12 protein-coding genes are annotated in these 15,402 nt (G+C 63.5%); 6 read left to right on the top strand and 6 right to left on the bottom strand.

The genetic code is table 11. The features are described from left to right. Positions 1-57: 57 nt before the first annotated feature. The 5 genes from AC1DX6_RS26875 to AC1DX6_RS26855 form a co-directional block, all read right to left on the bottom strand. The gene (locus AC1DX6_RS26875) at positions 58-204 is read right to left on the bottom strand and encodes a hypothetical protein (RefSeq protein ID WP_473582237.1); all 147 of its coding nucleotides are present in this window, start codon (positions 202-204) and stop codon (positions 58-60) included. Between the two features lie 81 nt (positions 205-285). Next, positions 286-540: a GlsB/YeaQ/YmgE family stress response membrane protein gene (locus AC1DX6_RS26870; RefSeq protein WP_477318962.1), complete on the bottom strand. Its 255-nt coding sequence runs from the start codon at positions 538-540 to the stop codon at positions 286-288. A 107-nt stretch (positions 541-647) separates the two neighbouring features. Next, positions 648-851, bottom strand: coding sequence for a hypothetical protein (locus tag AC1DX6_RS26865; RefSeq protein WP_477318960.1), 204 nt, complete (start codon positions 849-851; stop codon positions 648-650). Positions 852-911: 60 nt separating this feature from the next. Beyond that, positions 912-1,532, bottom strand: a complete 621-nt coding sequence (locus AC1DX6_RS26860) for a ribonuclease D (RefSeq protein WP_477318958.1) — start codon at positions 1,530-1,532, stop codon at positions 912-914. Positions 1,533-1,611: 79 nt separating this feature from the next. Continuing rightward, positions 1,612-2,997: a M20/M25/M40 family metallo-hydrolase gene (locus tag AC1DX6_RS26855; protein WP_477318956.1), complete on the bottom strand. Its 1,386-nt coding sequence runs from the start codon at positions 2,995-2,997 to the stop codon at positions 1,612-1,614. A 411-nt stretch (positions 2,998-3,408) separates the two neighbouring features. On the opposite strand from AC1DX6_RS26855, the gene polA reads away from it, so the two are divergent. Beyond that, positions 3,409-6,363, top strand: coding sequence for a DNA polymerase I (gene polA / locus AC1DX6_RS26850; RefSeq protein WP_477318955.1), 2,955 nt, complete (start codon positions 3,409-3,411; stop codon positions 6,361-6,363). A 7-nt stretch (positions 6,364-6,370) separates the two neighbouring features. Here polA and AC1DX6_RS26845 read toward each other — a convergent pair whose 3' ends face one another. Further along, on the bottom strand, positions 6,371-6,775 hold the full coding sequence (locus tag AC1DX6_RS26845; RefSeq protein WP_023675234.1) for a Fur family transcriptional regulator: 405 nt from the start codon (positions 6,773-6,775) through the stop codon (positions 6,371-6,373). A gap of 247 nt (positions 6,776-7,022) precedes the next feature. On the opposite strand from AC1DX6_RS26845, the gene AC1DX6_RS26840 reads away from it, so the two are divergent. From AC1DX6_RS26840 to amrB, 5 genes are all read left to right on the top strand, one after another. Next, positions 7,023-9,239: a caspase family protein gene (locus AC1DX6_RS26840; protein WP_477318953.1), complete on the top strand. Its 2,217-nt coding sequence runs from the start codon at positions 7,023-7,025 to the stop codon at positions 9,237-9,239. Positions 9,240-9,353: 114 nt separating this feature from the next. Beyond that, on the top strand, positions 9,354-9,731 hold the full coding sequence (locus AC1DX6_RS26835; RefSeq protein ID WP_477318951.1) for a hypothetical protein: 378 nt from the start codon (positions 9,354-9,356) through the stop codon (positions 9,729-9,731). Then, positions 9,728-10,438 carry a DUF4760 domain-containing protein gene (locus tag AC1DX6_RS26830; RefSeq protein ID WP_477318949.1) on the top strand — a complete coding sequence of 237 codons (711 nt, stop codon included), beginning with the start codon at positions 9,728-9,730 and terminating at the stop codon, positions 10,436-10,438. The genes AC1DX6_RS26835 and AC1DX6_RS26830 overlap by 4 nt, the downstream gene beginning before the upstream one ends. 72 nt (positions 10,439-10,510) lie before the next feature. Continuing rightward, complete coding sequence (locus AC1DX6_RS26825) at positions 10,511-13,477, top strand: caspase family protein (RefSeq protein WP_477318947.1); 2,967 nt, start codon at positions 10,511-10,513, stop codon at positions 13,475-13,477. A gap of 155 nt (positions 13,478-13,632) precedes the next feature. After that, complete coding sequence (amrB, locus tag AC1DX6_RS26820) at positions 13,633-15,351, top strand: AmmeMemoRadiSam system protein B (RefSeq protein WP_477318945.1); 1,719 nt, start codon at positions 13,633-13,635, stop codon at positions 15,349-15,351. Positions 15,352-15,402 lie beyond the last annotated feature (51 nt).

The following is a 15,402-nucleotide window of genomic DNA, read 5'->3' as shown; positions in this document are numbered from 1 at the left end:
GTCGTCGTCCGGCCCTGTCGCGTCGTCGAGGATCAGATCACGCTCCGCAGCATGCGCTCAGTTCTGCTGGATCGAAATGCCCTTGTCGTCGATCTTGAGTTCCACGCCTTTCGGCCTGGTTTGTTCGCGATAGACGTAGATGCCGAGTGCAATGACCACGACAATGAGCGCGCCAATGATGAGATAGAGCGTATTCTGTTTCATGGCGCGCCCTTTTTGGAGCAATTCCAGGAAAAGTGTGAGGCGGTTTTCCTCAGGAATTGCGTTCAATAAAAAGTTCGAGCCTCACGCTCGCTTCAAGACCTTGACCAGCAGCAACAGGATGACGGCGCCGATCGTGGCGTTGATGATGGAGCCGAGAATGCCGCCGCCGATGGCGAAGCCGAGCCTCGGGAAAAGCCAGCCGGCGATGAACGCACCGACGATGCCGACGATGATGTTGCCGATCAGGCCGAAACCGAAGCCTGAGACGATGAGGCCGGCGAGCCAGCCGGCAATAGCACCGATGATTATGAAGACGAGCAGGCTTTCGATACCCATAGCGAGTTCCTCCGCAAGGATGAGGCGACGGAGCGAAGGCTCCGAATCGGCCTCGATTTCAACGGCTTCAGGCTATTCGAAAGCAGCTGGTCCCGCCAGCGGCGGCGTCACTCGTCGTCATCGTCGCTAGAAGCAGGCCGCCAGCTGGTCGGCTCGACCTTCTTCTGTGTGTTGCTGTCGACATAGACCCACCAGCCATCGTCGCGATATTGCGCGGGAGATTCGTTGATCACGCCGTCGCTGTCTTTCCATTGGACAGTGATCTTGGAGCCGTCCATTGGCGCGGTGGAGATCGGCTTGCGGTCTGTCATGTCATCCCTCTTTGAGCCGACAGAACGCAGCGGTTAGCGTCCTGGTTCCCGCTAAAGCCATCAGCTGTGGGCGAAAATATCTTCCTCGCCCCAGCCCATCAGGTCGAGCTTGGCACGCGTCGGCAGGAAGCGGAAGCAGGCGTCGGCTTCCCTGGTCCGGTTCTCGCGCGCCAGCCGCCCGGCCAGCACGTCGCGCAGCCGGTGCAGATAGAGCACGTCGGACGCGGCATATTCGAGCTGTTCGGGCGACAGTGTCTCGGCCGCCCAATCCGACGATTGCTGGACCTTCGACAGGCTGACGCCCAGAAGTTCGTTGCAGATGTCCTTCAGCCCGTGCCGGTCGGTGTAGGTGCGCGTCAGCCGCGAGGCGATCTTGGTGCAGAACACCGGTTCGGCCATGACACCGAAAGCGTTGTAGAGCACGGCGATGTCGAAACGGCCGAAATGGAACAGCTTGGTGATGCCGCGATTCCTGAGCAGGCTGACGAGGTTCGGCGCCTTCTTCTGGCCGGGCGCGATCTGGATGACGTCGGCCGTGCCGTCGCCCGGCGAAATCTGCACCACGCAAAGCCGGTCGCGATGCGGGTTCAGCCCCAGCGTCTCGGTGTCGATGGCCACCGCCCCGACATTGTAGTGCGAGAGGTCGGGCAGGTCATTTTTGTGGAAACGGATGTCGGCCATTGTCTTCTCCGGTCGCGGCGTGCTCCGTCCTCGCCGCGATGTGATGAAAAATCAACAGAAACTTGTCTTTTGGCCCCTCTCAGCGCGTCAACGCATCGAGAATGCGCGCCCAGGAGCGCTGTCCCTTGTGGAAGGAGGTCAGCTCGTATTTCTCGTTGGGCGAATGGATGCGGTCGTCGTCGAGGCCGAAGCCGACCAGCAGGGATTCGATGCCGAGATAGGTCTGGAAATCGCCGACCACCGGGATCGAGCCGCCACCACCGGTGGTGACCGCCTGTTTCGCCCATTCGTCGGAGAGCGCGTCCTTGGCCTTGGCCAGGAACGGCGAGTCGTAGGAAAGCTGGATCGCCGGCGAGCCGCCATGCGGGTGGAATTCGACCGAGCAGTCGGCCGGAATGCGCTCCCTGACGAAGGCTTCGAAAGCAGCGCGGATCTTCTCGGGATTCTGCTTGTGGACGAGGCGGAACGACACCTTCGCCGAGGCTTCCGCGGCGATCACCGTCTTGAAGCCCTTGCCGGTGTAGCCGCCGATGATGCCGTTGAACTCGGCGGTCGGCCGTGCCCAGGTCAGTTCGAGCACCGAGCGGCCCTTTTCGCCGGATGGGATCGACAGGCCAACAGGCCCAAGGAAGGTTTCGGCCGTCTCGCCAAGCGTCTCCCAGGATTTCAGGATCTGCGACGGCGTCTCCTCGACGCCGTCATAGAAGCCGGGAATGGTGATGTGGCCATCCTTGTCATGGATGTCGGCCAGGATTTTCGCCAGGATGCGGATCGGATTGGCGGCGGCACCACCGTAGAGCCCGGAATGCAGGTCGCGATCGGCGGCCTTGACGGTGATCTCCTCGCCGACCATGCCGCGCAGCGAGACGCAGATCGACGGTGTCTCGCGGTCCCACATGCCGGTGTCGCAGACCAGCGCGAAATCAGTCTTGAGCTCGGCCTTGTTGGCATCGAGGAAAGGCTTCAGCGACGGCGAGCCGGACTCCTCTTCGCCCTCGAACAGGATGGTGACGCGGCACGGCAGATTGCCATGCACCTGCTTCCAGGCGCGGCAGGCCTCGACAAAGGTCATCAGCTGCCCCTTGTCGTCGGCCGAACCACGACCGGTGATCACCTTGTGGCCGGGCGCGATCTCTTTCACCGCGGGTGCGAACGGGTCGTTTTCCCAGAGCTCAATCGGGTCGACCGGCTGCACGTCGTAATGGCCATAGAACAGCACATGCGGCGAGCCGGCAGGCCCGTCATGATGCGCAACCACCATCGGATGCCCGGGTGTGTCGCGCACGCTGGCGTCGAACCCGATCAGCTTGAGCTCCGCCACCAGCCATTCCGCGGCCTTGCGACAGTCGGCGGCATAGGCCGGATCGGTTGAGATCGACTTGATCCTGAGCAGGCCAAACAGCCGCTCCAGGCTCTGGTCGAAATTGGTGTCGAGACGGTCGAGGACGGGGGAAACTGCGGACATCGGGTCAAGCCTTTCGATTCTGAGCGGCAACCCTAACGGCGCGTCTCCAGAACGAAAAGCCCGCGATCATTGGACCACGGGCCACAAACAGCTGTCGCAAGGCAAAAAAATGCCGCCGTGGTGGAGGGGGAACCACGGCGGCGTTTTACTCGAAACGATGCGGCAGCCCGGAGAGGGGGATAGGCTGCCGCAAGTGTCCGGGATAGGCGGGGGACGGGCCTTGCTCCGGACTCGGCGAAAACTGCCGATGCGCTTTATTTGTGTCTTCGAACGTGGCGTTTCAAGGGCGCCAAAATTACACTTTTGTAACATGTGCGTGAGCCAACCACTCTGTCAGGGTGTTGCTGGAACCACTGGTTGAAGCCGCCTTTGCCATGGACCGCAGCATCATGCCGCGCTATCCCTGCCGGCATGAAAAAAGGCGATCATCTCTTCCTTATCGACGGCTCCGGCTACATTTTCCGTGCCTATCACGCGCTGCCGCCGCTGACCCGCAAATCCGACGGTCTGCCGGTCGGGGCCGTTTCCGGCTTCTGCAACATGCTGTGGAAGCTGATGCTGGATGCCCGCAACACCGATGTCGGTGTGGTGCCGACGCATTTTGCGGTCATTTTCGACTATTCGTCGAAAACCTTCCGCAACGAGCTCTACCCCGAATACAAGGCCAACCGCTCGGCGCCGCCCGAAGACCTGATCCCGCAATTCGGCCTTATCCGCCAGGCGACCAAGGCCTTCAACCTGCCCTGCATCGAGATGGAAGGCTTCGAGGCCGACGATCTCATCGCCACCTATTGCCGCCTCGCCAGCGAAGCCGGCGGCGACGCCACCATCATCTCCTCCGACAAGGATCTGATGCAGTTGGTCGGCCCCACGGTCGGCATGTACGACCCGATGAAGGACCGCCAGATCGGCGTTCCCGAAGTCGTGGAGAAATGGGGCGTGCCGCCGGAAAAGATGATCGACCTGCAGGCGCTGACCGGCGATTCCGTCGACAATGTGCCGGGCGTGCCGGGCATCGGGCCGAAAACGGCAGCGCAATTGCTCGAACAGTTCGGCGACCTCGACGCGCTGCTCGCCCGCGCCGGCGAGATCAAGCAGGACAAAAGACGCGAATCGATCATCGCCAATGCCGACAAGGCGCGCATTTCGCGCCAGCTGGTGACGCTGAAGAACGACGTTCCGGTGACCGACGGGCTCGACGATTTCGTGCTGCATGAACCCGACGGACCCAAGCTCATCGGCTTCCTCAAGACCATGGAGTTCACCTCGCTGACCCGCCGCGTCGCGGAAGCCACCGCAACCGAGGCCGGCGACGTCCAGGCTGTCGCTGTGACGGTCGAGCGCGCCGATACCGCGCATGGCCCCGATGTCGGGGCGGGAGTGCCTGTCGCCGAAAGCACGGCGGACACCCGGACAGGCAAAGCGGCGGCGGGCACGCCCAGGGCGGAAGCGGCAAAACAAGGCGACACCCCTTCCCTGCTCTCGGCACTTCGCCTAGAAGCAGTCTCCGCGGGCAAGATCGACACCGGCGCCTACGTCGCCATCCGCGACACCGCCACGCTGAAGGCCTGGATATCAGAGGCGATGGCCGCCGGCATCCTCGCCTTCGAGACCGAGACCACCTCGCCCGATCCGATGCAGGCCGAGCTCATCGGCCTGGCGATCGCCACCGCGCCCGGCCGCGCTGCCTATGTGCCGCTGACCCACAAGAGCGGCAACGGTGATCTGCTCGGCGGCGGTGCGCTCGACAATCAGGTCCCGATCCGCGAGGCGCTCGCCCTGTTGAAGCCTCTGCTGGAAGACAGATCGGTTCTCAAGATCGCGCAGGAGCTGAAATCCGGCCTTGTCGTCATGAGCCGCCACGGCATCGATATCGCGCCCTTCGACGACACCATGCTGATTTCCTATGTGCTCGACGCCGGCACCGGCCACCACACTTTGTCGTCTCTTGCCGACAAATGGCTTGGCCACGCGACCACACCACTCAAGGACCTCGCAGGCTCCGGCAGAAGCTCGGTCGGTTTCGAGCAGGTCGATATCGACAGGGCAACCGCCTACGCCGCCGGCCACGCTGACGTGACGCTCAGGCTCTGGCAGGTGCTGAAGCCGCGGCTCGCCGCCAAGGGGCTGGTCTCGGTCTATGAGCGGCTGGAGCGGCCGCTGGTGCCGGTGCTGGCCAGGATGGAGCAGCGCGGCATTTCTGTTGACCGGCAGATCCTGTCGCGGCTGTCCGGCGAACTTGCGCAAGGTGCCGCCCGGCTGGAGGAGGAAATCTACCAGCTCGTCGGCGAGCGCATCAACATCGGTTCGCCCAAGCAGCTCGGCGACATATTGTTCGGACGCATGGGCCTGCCCGGCGGATCGAAGACCAAGACCGGGCAATGGTCGACCTCGGCGCAGCTTCTGGAAGACCTCGCCGCCGAAGGCCACGAACTGCCGCGCAAGATCGTCGACTGGCGCCAGCTCACCAAACTGAAATCGACCTACACCGACGCGCTGCCCGGCTTCATCCATCCCGACAGCAAACGCGTCCACACCTCCTACGCGCTTGCCGCGACGACGACGGGCCGGCTGTCGTCCTCCGATCCCAATTTGCAGAACATCCCCGTGCGAACGGCCGAAGGGCGCAAGATCAGGACGGCCTTCATCGCCGACAAGGGCAACAAGCTGGTCTCGGCCGACTACAGCCAGATCGAATTGCGCGTGCTCGCCCATGTCGCCGAGATCCCGCAGCTCAAGCAGGCCTTCGCCGATGGCGCCGACATCCATGCCATCACCGCGTCGGAAATGTTCAACGTGCCGGTCGAAGGCATGCCCGGCGAGATACGCCGCCGCGCCAAGGCGATCAATTTCGGCATCATCTACGGCATTTCCGCCTTCGGTCTCGCCAACCAGCTGTCGATCCCGCGCGATGAGGCCGGCGCCTACATCAAGAAATATTTCGAGCGCTTCCCGGGCATTCGCGATTACATCGAGGCGACCAAGGCCTATGCCCGCGAACACGGCTTCGTCGAAACCATCTTCGGCCGCCGCATCCATTATCCGGAGATCAGATCGTCAAACCCCTCGATCCGCGCCTTCAACGAACGCGCCTCGATCAACGCGCGCCTGCAAGGCACTGCTGCCGACATCATCCGTCGCGCCATGGTCCACATGGAGGATGCGCTGGACAAGGCCGGGCTCTCGGCCCGCATGCTGCTGCAGGTGCATGACGAGCTGATTTTTGAGACGGTGGAAGCGGAAGTCGAGGCGACGATCCCGGTCGTGCGCCGTGTGATGGAGAATGCACCGATGCCGGCGGTTTCGATGTCGGTGCCGCTGCATGTCGATGCGCGCGCCGCCAACAACTGGGACGAGGCCCACTAACCAGGTTTCAGGCGGCTTCGGCCAGGCACTTGGCGCAGGTGCCGCGGAACTCGATCACCGCTTTCTTGGCGGCGAAGCCCGTGGACCGTACCCATTCGTCCAGCCGGTGTCCGACATCATGGTCGGAGAATTCGGTCACCTGCCCGCAGGTGTCGCAAATGGCGAAGGCGGTCATCGAATGGCTGTGATCGTGCGGCTCGGCACAGGCGACGAAGGAGTTGAGGCTTTCGAGCCTGTGCACAAAGCCGGACTTCACCAGCGTGTCGAGCGCGCGGTAGACCTGCAGCGGCGCGCGAAAGCCGCGTTCGCGCAGCTGGTCGAGCAATGTATAGGCGCTGAGCGGCCCGCTGGCAGCCTCGAGCTTTTCGAGCACGCACAGCTGGTTCTTCGTCAGCACATCCCTTGCGGCCATGATCCTGTTTCCAACCCGTCTGCGCCGTTGGCAGTCTATTTCTGTGTACGAATGGTCCTGTGCCATTCAGATAGCGACGAACCGTCATTTTTGCTACTGTTTCTGGCTGACAAAGACGATATCGGCGCCTTCTCGGCTGGAAAGTCCCAATTACGAGACGGTTCGCCGCACAACATTCAAAATGCTGACAAAATCCTCGACGAGGGTCGCGGCGCTTGGAAATTCGATCGGGCTTGGGGAAGCAATGATGATCAAATTGACACGACGGACGCTGCTTGTCGGCGCGTCCGCGCTGACGGTTGCCGGCACGCTATCGTTCCGCGCCTTGGCCGCCTCGCGCACCTACCATGCGCTGCTGGTCGCTTGCACCGACTACCCGAACCTGCCGCAGAAGAACTGGCTGATCGGACCCAAGAACGATGCCGGTCTGGTGCGTGACTATCTCTTGAAGAACACACCCGGCGGGGTGAAATTTGCCGCCGAAAACGTAACGTTGCTCGCCAAGGATGTCGAGGGCGCCAACGGCTTGCCGACGCACGCGGCAATCAAGGCCGCACTTGCCGATCTCGCCACCAAGGTACAGCGCGACGATTTCGTCTATCTGCATCTGTCCGGCCATGGCGCCCAGCAACCCGAGGCGAAGAAGGGCGACGAGACCGACGGCCTCGACGAGATTTTCCTGCCGGTCGACATCGACAAATGGGTCAAGCGCGAAGAGGGCGTGCCGAATGCGCTGGTCGACAACGAGGTTGGCACAGCACTCGACGCCATCCGCGACAAGGGCGCTTTCGTCTGGGTCGTGTTCGACTGTTGCCACTCCGGCACGGCGACGCGCGCCGCCGAGGTCGACGACGAGATGGAGCGCAAGGTCGAGTTCGCCGATCTGGTCGGTGGCGACGCGGCGGCGAAGGCCGCGGCGGTGAAGAGCTATGACGACATAACCGCAGGCGCATCGCGCGGCTTCGACGAGAACGGCGCCCGCAAGCCTGCCTTCAACCTGACCCCGACCGGCGGCGAGCCGATCACCAAGGGCAAGCTGGTGGCCTTCTATGCGGCGCAGACGGTCGAGACGACGCCTGAGATGCCGTTGCCCAAGGGCACCGCCGATGCGCCGCGCTTCGGCCTGTTCACCTTCACCATCCTGTCGAAACTGGCCGAGAACCCTGATGTCACCTACCGCCAGCTCGGCCAGGCCGTGCTGCAGCAATACTCGGCCGACAGCCGCACGCGGCCGACGCCGCTGTTCGAAGGCGAACTCGACGCGCGCGTCTTCGGCACCGACAAGACCGATGCGGTCATGCAGTGGCCTGTCGTGATCAAGGATGACGAGGCGACGATCGGCGCCGGACTGCTGCACCGACTCACCCCCGGCAGCAAACTCGCCCTCCTACCCTCGGCGCTGTCGCAGCTCTCCGATGCGCTCGGCTATATGGAAGTACAGTCGGCGAAAAACCTGGAAAGCCGCGTCAAGCCGGTCGAGTTCGACAACAAGCCGGCGCTGAAGCTGGCGGACATTCCTGCCAACGCCTACGCGCGGCTGGCCGAACTCGCCGTCGACTACAAGCTCGTGGTGGCGCGGCCGGCAGCGACCGACGGGCTCGCCAAGGAAACCGCGCTCGTCAATGCGGTTCTCGATGAGCTGGCGGCAAAGGAGAATTCAGGCTTCCGCATCGCGCCGGTCGAGCCCGGCAAGAGCGCCGACCTGCGGCTCGCGGTGCTGCGCGAAAATGCCATTGCCGGCGCCGCCAACGACGCCACCGACAAGCCGGCGCTGTGGTTCCTCACGCCTTCGGGAGACGTGTCGCTAAAGGACGGCAGCAAGCCGCCGCTGATCATCATCCATCCGGACGATCGCGAGAAGCTGGTCGACGCAACCGCCAAGAACCTGACGACGATCTTCCGCGCCACCGGCCTGTCGCGGCTCGCCGCTGCGTCCGACTATCGGCCGGAAGAGGTCAGCGTCGAATTCCAGATCAAACGCAAGGACAGCGACGCGCTGGAGCCGCTGCAGGCTTCGACCGTGCCGCGCGTCTCCCCCGGCGACCAGGTGCATGTCCTGGCTCGCAACGAATCGGACGCCTATGTCGACATCAATGTGCTCTATGTCGGCAGCGACTATTCGATCACCCATATCGTCGCCGAGCGGTTGGCTCCCGCCAACGGGTCGCCGGACGCCGGCTTGAAGGAAGGCCTGCTAGCCTTCACCGACACCAGCTTCGGCATGGAGCGGATGATCGCCGTGCTGACCGAGGCGCCGCCGCAGAGCGAGAAGGAGGATCTGAGCTTCCTCGCGCAGGACGGCGTGCCGTCGGCGACCCGCGCGGTCGGCGGGCAAGGCTTCTCCGCCATGCTGACCGACATCGGCATGGCGCCGGCGACGCGCTCGGTGATGAAGCTTGCCGACAAGAGCGGCCCGAAGGGCGCGGTGATGATTTTCCCGATGGAGACGGTGCCGCGCAGCTGAACCGGACCAGACGGGCCCTGACTGGCATTGCCGTGACGGCCCTTGCGCGGGCATGATATGTGAACATTCGCGGCCCCGGCGCGACGGGCCGGACGAAACAGAACGAGGACATTCGTGAGTATCCCAGTGTTTTCCTGGCGCGGAACAGCCATCGGCCTCATTGCCGGGTTGTTCGTCACCAGTGCTTCGGCGGATGAGGCCTGCGGCCTGTGCGCCAAGCAGATCATCACCAATTCCGAGCTGGCAACCTGCTTTCTCGACCAGTACGACCAGATCGCCAAGACCGGCAACGGCGCCGTCGTGGTCGATTTGAGCAACTGCGCCTCGCGCGGCGTGGTCGAGGCCTTGCCGTCGCCAAACAAGGCGCCGGCAGAGCCGGACGTGCAGTTCATGATTTCACGCACGCAGCTCGATTGCCTGAAGAAAAAACTGGAAGCGCCCGGCGTCGTGCTGGACCCGACCGCCACCATCGAACTGGACAGCTGCGGATGAAAAAGCCGGGGGGCAACGCAACACAGCAGGCGCTGACGGCGCAAGCGCCGGCAGCGAACAAGAAGCCGGAGACCTTGCCGGAAACCACCGAAGGCTTTCCGTGGATGAGCGCCCATGAGATCAAGAAGGAATCGAACCCCTTCACCGATCGCGACTGGCGCATGCTGGTCTATGCCTGGGCGGGGTTGGCCGTGCGCCTGGCGATCATCTTCACCCTGGCCTTTTCGGTCTTTCAGTTTCTCGCCAACCAGGACCAGAAGCGTGTCGAGCAGACGATGTCGTTGGTCGAGCTTTGGGAAAGCAAGGACTTCCATGAGGCGCAACGGGCGCTCAAGGAGCGGCTGGCGGCACTCAATGCCAAATACGACAATCTGCTGGGCGCCAATCCGACGCCGACCGAGGAACAGGTGTTCAGGCAGCGCATCGGCATCGAGGCGATGACGGAAACTGGCGGCACCATGCCACTGGCCGATTTCAGCGACAATTTTGATCGCGTCGTCTATTTCCTCAACCGCCTCTCCATCTGCGTCGATGGCAAACTGTGCTCGCGCGAAGTGGCTGACGCTTATTTCCGCGACTATGCGGTTTCCTTCTGGAGCTATTTTGCCGGCTATATAGAGAAGGAACGCAAGGCCGGTTCTTCCAACTTTGCCGCGGCGATCGAGACCTATGTGCGCCAGGGGCCGCCTCCGGCTCAGTCCAAATAGCGGCCGCACATCATGCCGGGCCGCTCAACCCTTATGCGTGCTCTCTGCTGGCTGGCCGTAGCAGGCACCCTTATGGTGGCGCCGGCCGCCCACGCCGAAGACGCGCCGGATTTCCATCTCGATCTCAACACCGGCGGCCACAGCGCGCAGGTCAACGACCTTGCCTTCACGCCGGATGGCCAGGAACTGGTCTCGGCGTCGAACGACAAGACGATTCGCATCTGGGACTGGCAAAGCGGGGTGAGCCTGCGCACCATTCGCGGCTATCTCGGGCAAGGCAGCGACGGCAAGATCTTTGCGGTCGCTGTGTCGCCGGACGGCAAGTCCATCGCCGCCGGCGGCTATTTCGGCGCCAGCCTCGGCGACAAGCCGCCCTATGGCGATATCAGGCTGTTCGATTTCGCCACCGGCAAGATCAAGGCGGTTCTGAAGGCCGCCGACTATGCGATCTATGACCTCGCCTTCTCCCCAGATGGAAACACCCTGGCAGCCGGCGGCGCCGACGGCTTCGTCTATCTGTGGCGGGCAGATGGGACATCGGCGACCGGCTGGACGCTGGGCAGCAAACTCGATGCCGATTCCTGGCATATCGACAAGCTGGCCTTCGCCGCCTCGGGAACCCGTCTGGCGGCGACAACCACCGACAACGGCATCCGGCTCTGGGATGTCGCCAAGGGCGAGGAGATCACCTTGCCCGCCGAGGCCGAAGCGTTGCGGGACATCAGCGTCGCCGCGCTCGCGGTGTCGCAGGACGGCAGCCTGTTCGCCACCGGCGACAAGGACGGGCTGGTGCAGCTCTGGCGCGCCGCCGACGGCACGCTCGTCCGCGCCATGCCGAAGCAGGATTTCCTCATCGGCTCGCTGACCTTTGCTTCGGGATCGCGGCTGGTCGCTTCCTGCGGCTATCGCTGTGCCGACAAGCATCGCTCCATCGTCTGGAACACCGACAGCGGCGCGGTCGAGCGCGACTATAGCGGCCATGACGGCACCGTCTTCGCCAGCGCCGCCAATGCCGACGGCTCGCTGGTGGCGACCGCCGGCGGCACCCGCAACGCCATCCAGGTCTGGTACCCCGCGACCGGCGAGCGCAAGGTGCTGCTGCAGGGCGCCGGCGAACCGGTGACCGCGGTCGGCATCGACGCGACGAACGGCGTCATCGCCTGGGGCAATGCCAACCCCTGCCCCGAGCGCGTCTCCTGCCCGGAACGGCAGGGCGGGCTCGACAAGATGCTGGCATTGCCGACGGCGGAGCGTTTCTTCGACAACCCGCAACCGGCGGCCGGACAGGACGCCTATGCGCGGGCGGCTCTGGATGACGGCCAATGGTCACTTCGCGCCGCGCCGGGCGGCAAGGACGGGCTCGAAAATGCGGTGCTGGAAATCGCCAACGGCGGCAAGGTCGCGCGCAGCATCGAAAACGACGCCACCAACGGCTTCGTCCATTCGGCCTACACGCTGATCGAAAACGGGCTTGGCCTGATCACCGGCGGCAATGACGGAACGCTGCTTGAATACAGAACCGCGACCGCCGGGATCTCCGGCGAATTCACCGGCCACAGCGGCGAGATCAACGCCATGGCCGTGTCGGAGGATGCCGGCCTGCTGGTCACCGGCAGCGCCGACCAGACCTTGCGGCTGTGGAACCTGAAGACCCACAAACTGATCGTGTCGATGTTCTTTGCCGGCTCAGAGTGGATCGCCTGGATGCCGCAGGGCTATTATTATTCGTCGGATGAGGGCGACAAGCTGGTGGGATGGCAGGTCAACCAGGGCCGCGACCACGAGGGCCGCTTCATCAGTGCCGGTCAGCTGAAGAAATATCTGTGGAGCCCGGAAATGGTGCGCCGGGCGATCATTCTGCGCAGCGCCGAACAGGCGGTCGAGGAGATGCGGCCGGGCGTCGATCAGGAACTGCAGAAGCTGCTGCAGCGCAAGCCGCCCGAATTCGGCCTCAAGCTTGCCGCCGACCAGAGCAATGTCCGCGACGGCTATGTCGCCGTCGAGATCACCGGGGCCAGTGAAGCCGGCGCCAATGTCGCCGGTTTCTCGATCCTGTCGAACAGCCGCAATGTTGGCGACGTCACCGCGCGTTCGCTCGACGGCGGCAAAAACACCATCATCGAAGTGCCCGTCGAAAATGGCGAAAACACCATCCGCATCACCGGCACCAACGAATTCGGCTACCTGACCGAGCGCAGCGTGACAGCGCTGGCCAAGAAAACCGAGAAGCTTGCCAACAAGGGCAAGCTCTTCGTCGCCGTCATCGGCGTCGACAAATATCCTTTCCTCACCGAGGCCTGTGCGGGTCACGCCTGCGATCTGCGCTACCCCGTCGACGACGCCACAGAATTCCTCAACGTGATCGCGCAGAAATCGGCGCCTTTGTTCTCCTCGATGGAGACGCTGGTGCTGGTCAACCGCGAAGTCCTGGACGAGGCGCCCGACAGCGGCAAGGATGTGTTCAGGGTCGCCAGCGCCGACAGTGTTCTGGAGCCCGACGCGGACACGATCGACGATCAGCTCGCCGATTTCCTCGACAAGCCCGGCGAGAACGACACCGCCATCATCTTTGTCGCCGGCCACGGCATCAACATCGACGAGGACTATTATTTCATCCCGACCGATGGCCGCAAACAGGACGCCGAGCGCTGGAAGCGGTCGTCGCTGGTCGATTGGTCGGACATCCAGAAGTCTGTCGAACGGGCCAAGGGCATGCGCTTCATGCTGCTCGACACTTGCCATGCCGCCAACGCCTTCAACCCGCGCCTGGAAAAAGATGCGCAAGACGCGCGCATCGTCGTCTTCTCGGCCACCGCCGCCAACAACACCGCCGCCGAACTGCCCGAGCTCGGCCATGGCGTCTTCACCTATTCGGTCCTCGAAGGCCTGCGCGGCAAAGCCAAAACCTCCGACGGCGGCGTGACGCTGTTCGGCCTCGCCGACTACATCTCGCGCGAAGTGGTGCGGCTGACCGCGGCGAAGCAGAGGCCGTTCTATTATGTCGGCGGCGTCGAGAACATCGTCCTGGCTGAGCCATGAGGGGCCGGCGCCGGCGCCAAGACACCCCCCTCTGTCCTGCCGGACATCTCCCCCTCAAGGGGGGAGATTGGCTGTCATTTCCGCTTTCGCCAATTTTCAATGCCGCAAAAGTGGTCGCGAGGTCGAAGCCAGCGATCTCCCCCCTTGAGGGGGAGATGTCCGGCAGGACAGAGGGGGGCGCCTGGGCGCAAGCCTGCATTCTGATGTTTATCCTCGCTCTACTTGTCTTGTCTTCCCTTCCCGCCTTCGCGGCACCCGTCGCCTGCCCGCCGGGCAACGAGAACTTTCCCCAATTCTACGACGACCCCACACTCTTCAACGACGCCATCGCCAAGGTCGCCGATGTCGAACCCTCCAACCAGCGGCTGACCGGCATCACGGTGCCGCACCACCTTCTGACCGCCGATCTTGTCGCGCTCGGGTTCCACGCAGCGTCCGGCTTCCGCTACAAACGCATCGTCATCCTGTCGCCGGACCATTTCCACAAGACGCAGAAACTTTTCGCCACCACGACGCGCGGCTTCGACACCGTGCTTGGCCCGGTCGCGGCCGATGTCGAGGCGGTGCGCCGGCTGGAGACTAACAGCGACATGGTGGAAGAGTCCTGCCTGTTCGCCAAGGAGCATGGCGTGCTGGCAATGCTGCCCTTCCTGCATCACTATTTTCCTGAAGCTGAGATCGTCCCGGTGGCGATGTCTGTGAAGGCGCACCGCGACGACTGGGACCGGCTGGCGGAAGCCCTAAAAGCCATCGTCGACGACGATACGCTGATCGTCGAATCGACCGACTTCTCCCACTATCTGCCGCAGCACGATGCGCGGCGCTTCGACCAGCAGACGCTGAACATCCTCGCCGCCGGCTCGCTCGACGGCATCGCGGCGCTGCGCCAGCCGGATCACGCCGATTCGGTCGGCGCGCTCTATATCCAGACCAAGCTGCAGCGGGCGCTGTTCGGCACCGGTCCGCTGGTCATCGCCAATGAGAATTCGCAAGTGCACACGAGCGATTATGTCGAGCGAACCACCAGCTACATCGTGGCGCTGTTCGGCGCCTTCGGTCCCGGCTTCAACAGCCCGGCTCGGCCGAAAGACAAGATCTATTACTTTGCCGGCGACGTGAATTTCGGCCGCGCCATGCGCAAGATTCTGGTTCGTGACGGCGTCACTGAGCGGATCGTCGACGACATCCTCGCATTGACCCGGTCGCGGCCGTTGATCGTCAACCTCGAAGGCGTCGTCTTGCCCAATGTACCGGAGGCCATCGACGACATGACGCTGGCGATGCCCGAGGGGTTGGCTGTCGACATGCTGAAGAAATTGCATGTCGCCGCTGTCGGCCTCGCCAACAACCACGCCTTCGATCTTGGCCCATCGGGCTATGCCGAGACGTTGCGCGCGCTCGACGCGGCGGGCATTGCGCATTTCGGCCAGGGCGAGACGCTGGCGCTAGCCGATCTCGATCTCGTCGGGCTGACCGATATCGACACCAACGGCTCGAAGAACACCGATCTGCTGACGCCCGCTTTGCTCGACCGGCTGCTGCACGAGAATGCCGAACGGCCGGTGATCGCGTTCGTGCATTGGGGCCGCGAATACAAGACCGAGCCATCGGCGCGCGAAGACATGCTGGCCGACCAGATGCGGCTGCGCGGTGTCACCGCCATCATCGGCGGCCATCCGCATGTGTCGAGTGAGGCGCTCCTGCCGCTCGGCGGCGGCGACGTGGCGGAGGTCTATTCGCTCGGCAATTTCCTCTTCGACCAGAGCGCCGAGCGCTCGTCAGGCTCGATGCTGGAATTGCGCGTCTTCGACCAGGGCACGATCTTTGCCCGGCTCATTCCGCTGCCCAACTATTTCGAGATGGGGCGCAAATAGGCGCCTCCTGGAAACGCAGGAAGCTACCGTTTGCAGGCCGGCATCACCTGA

It is taken from the genome of Mesorhizobium sp. P2_C4 (assembly GCF_056404575.1).
This window is presented reverse-complemented; position numbering and strand designations above follow the sequence as displayed.

Coding starts and splice junctions, on each gene's coding strand:
- AC1DX6_RS26855 (WP_477318956.1), bottom strand. CDS start 2,997: ATGTCCGCAGTTTCCCCCGTCCTCGACCGTCTCGACACCAATTTCGAC.
- AC1DX6_RS26845 (WP_023675234.1), bottom strand. CDS start 6,775: ATGGCCGCAAGGGATGTGCTGACGAAGAACCAGCTGTGCGTGCTCGAA.
- AC1DX6_RS26830 (WP_477318949.1), top strand. CDS start 9,728: ATGAAAAAGCCGGGGGGCAACGCAACACAGCAGGCGCTGACGGCGCAA.
- AC1DX6_RS26840 (WP_477318953.1), top strand. CDS start 7,023: ATGATCAAATTGACACGACGGACGCTGCTTGTCGGCGCGTCCGCGCTG.
- amrB (WP_477318945.1), top strand. CDS start 13,633: ATGTCCGGCAGGACAGAGGGGGGCGCCTGGGCGCAAGCCTGCATTCTG.
- AC1DX6_RS26870 (WP_477318962.1), bottom strand. CDS start 540: ATGGGTATCGAAAGCCTGCTCGTCTTCATAATCATCGGTGCTATTGCC.
- AC1DX6_RS26875 (WP_473582237.1), bottom strand. CDS start 204: ATGAAACAGAATACGCTCTATCTCATCATTGGCGCGCTCATTGTCGTG.
- AC1DX6_RS26860 (WP_477318958.1), bottom strand. CDS start 1,532: ATGGCCGACATCCGTTTCCACAAAAATGACCTGCCCGACCTCTCGCAC.
- AC1DX6_RS26825 (WP_477318947.1), top strand. CDS start 10,511: ATGGTGGCGCCGGCCGCCCACGCCGAAGACGCGCCGGATTTCCATCTC.
- AC1DX6_RS26865 (WP_477318960.1), bottom strand. CDS start 851: ATGACAGACCGCAAGCCGATCTCCACCGCGCCAATGGACGGCTCCAAG.
- polA (WP_477318955.1), top strand. CDS start 3,409: ATGAAAAAAGGCGATCATCTCTTCCTTATCGACGGCTCCGGCTACATT.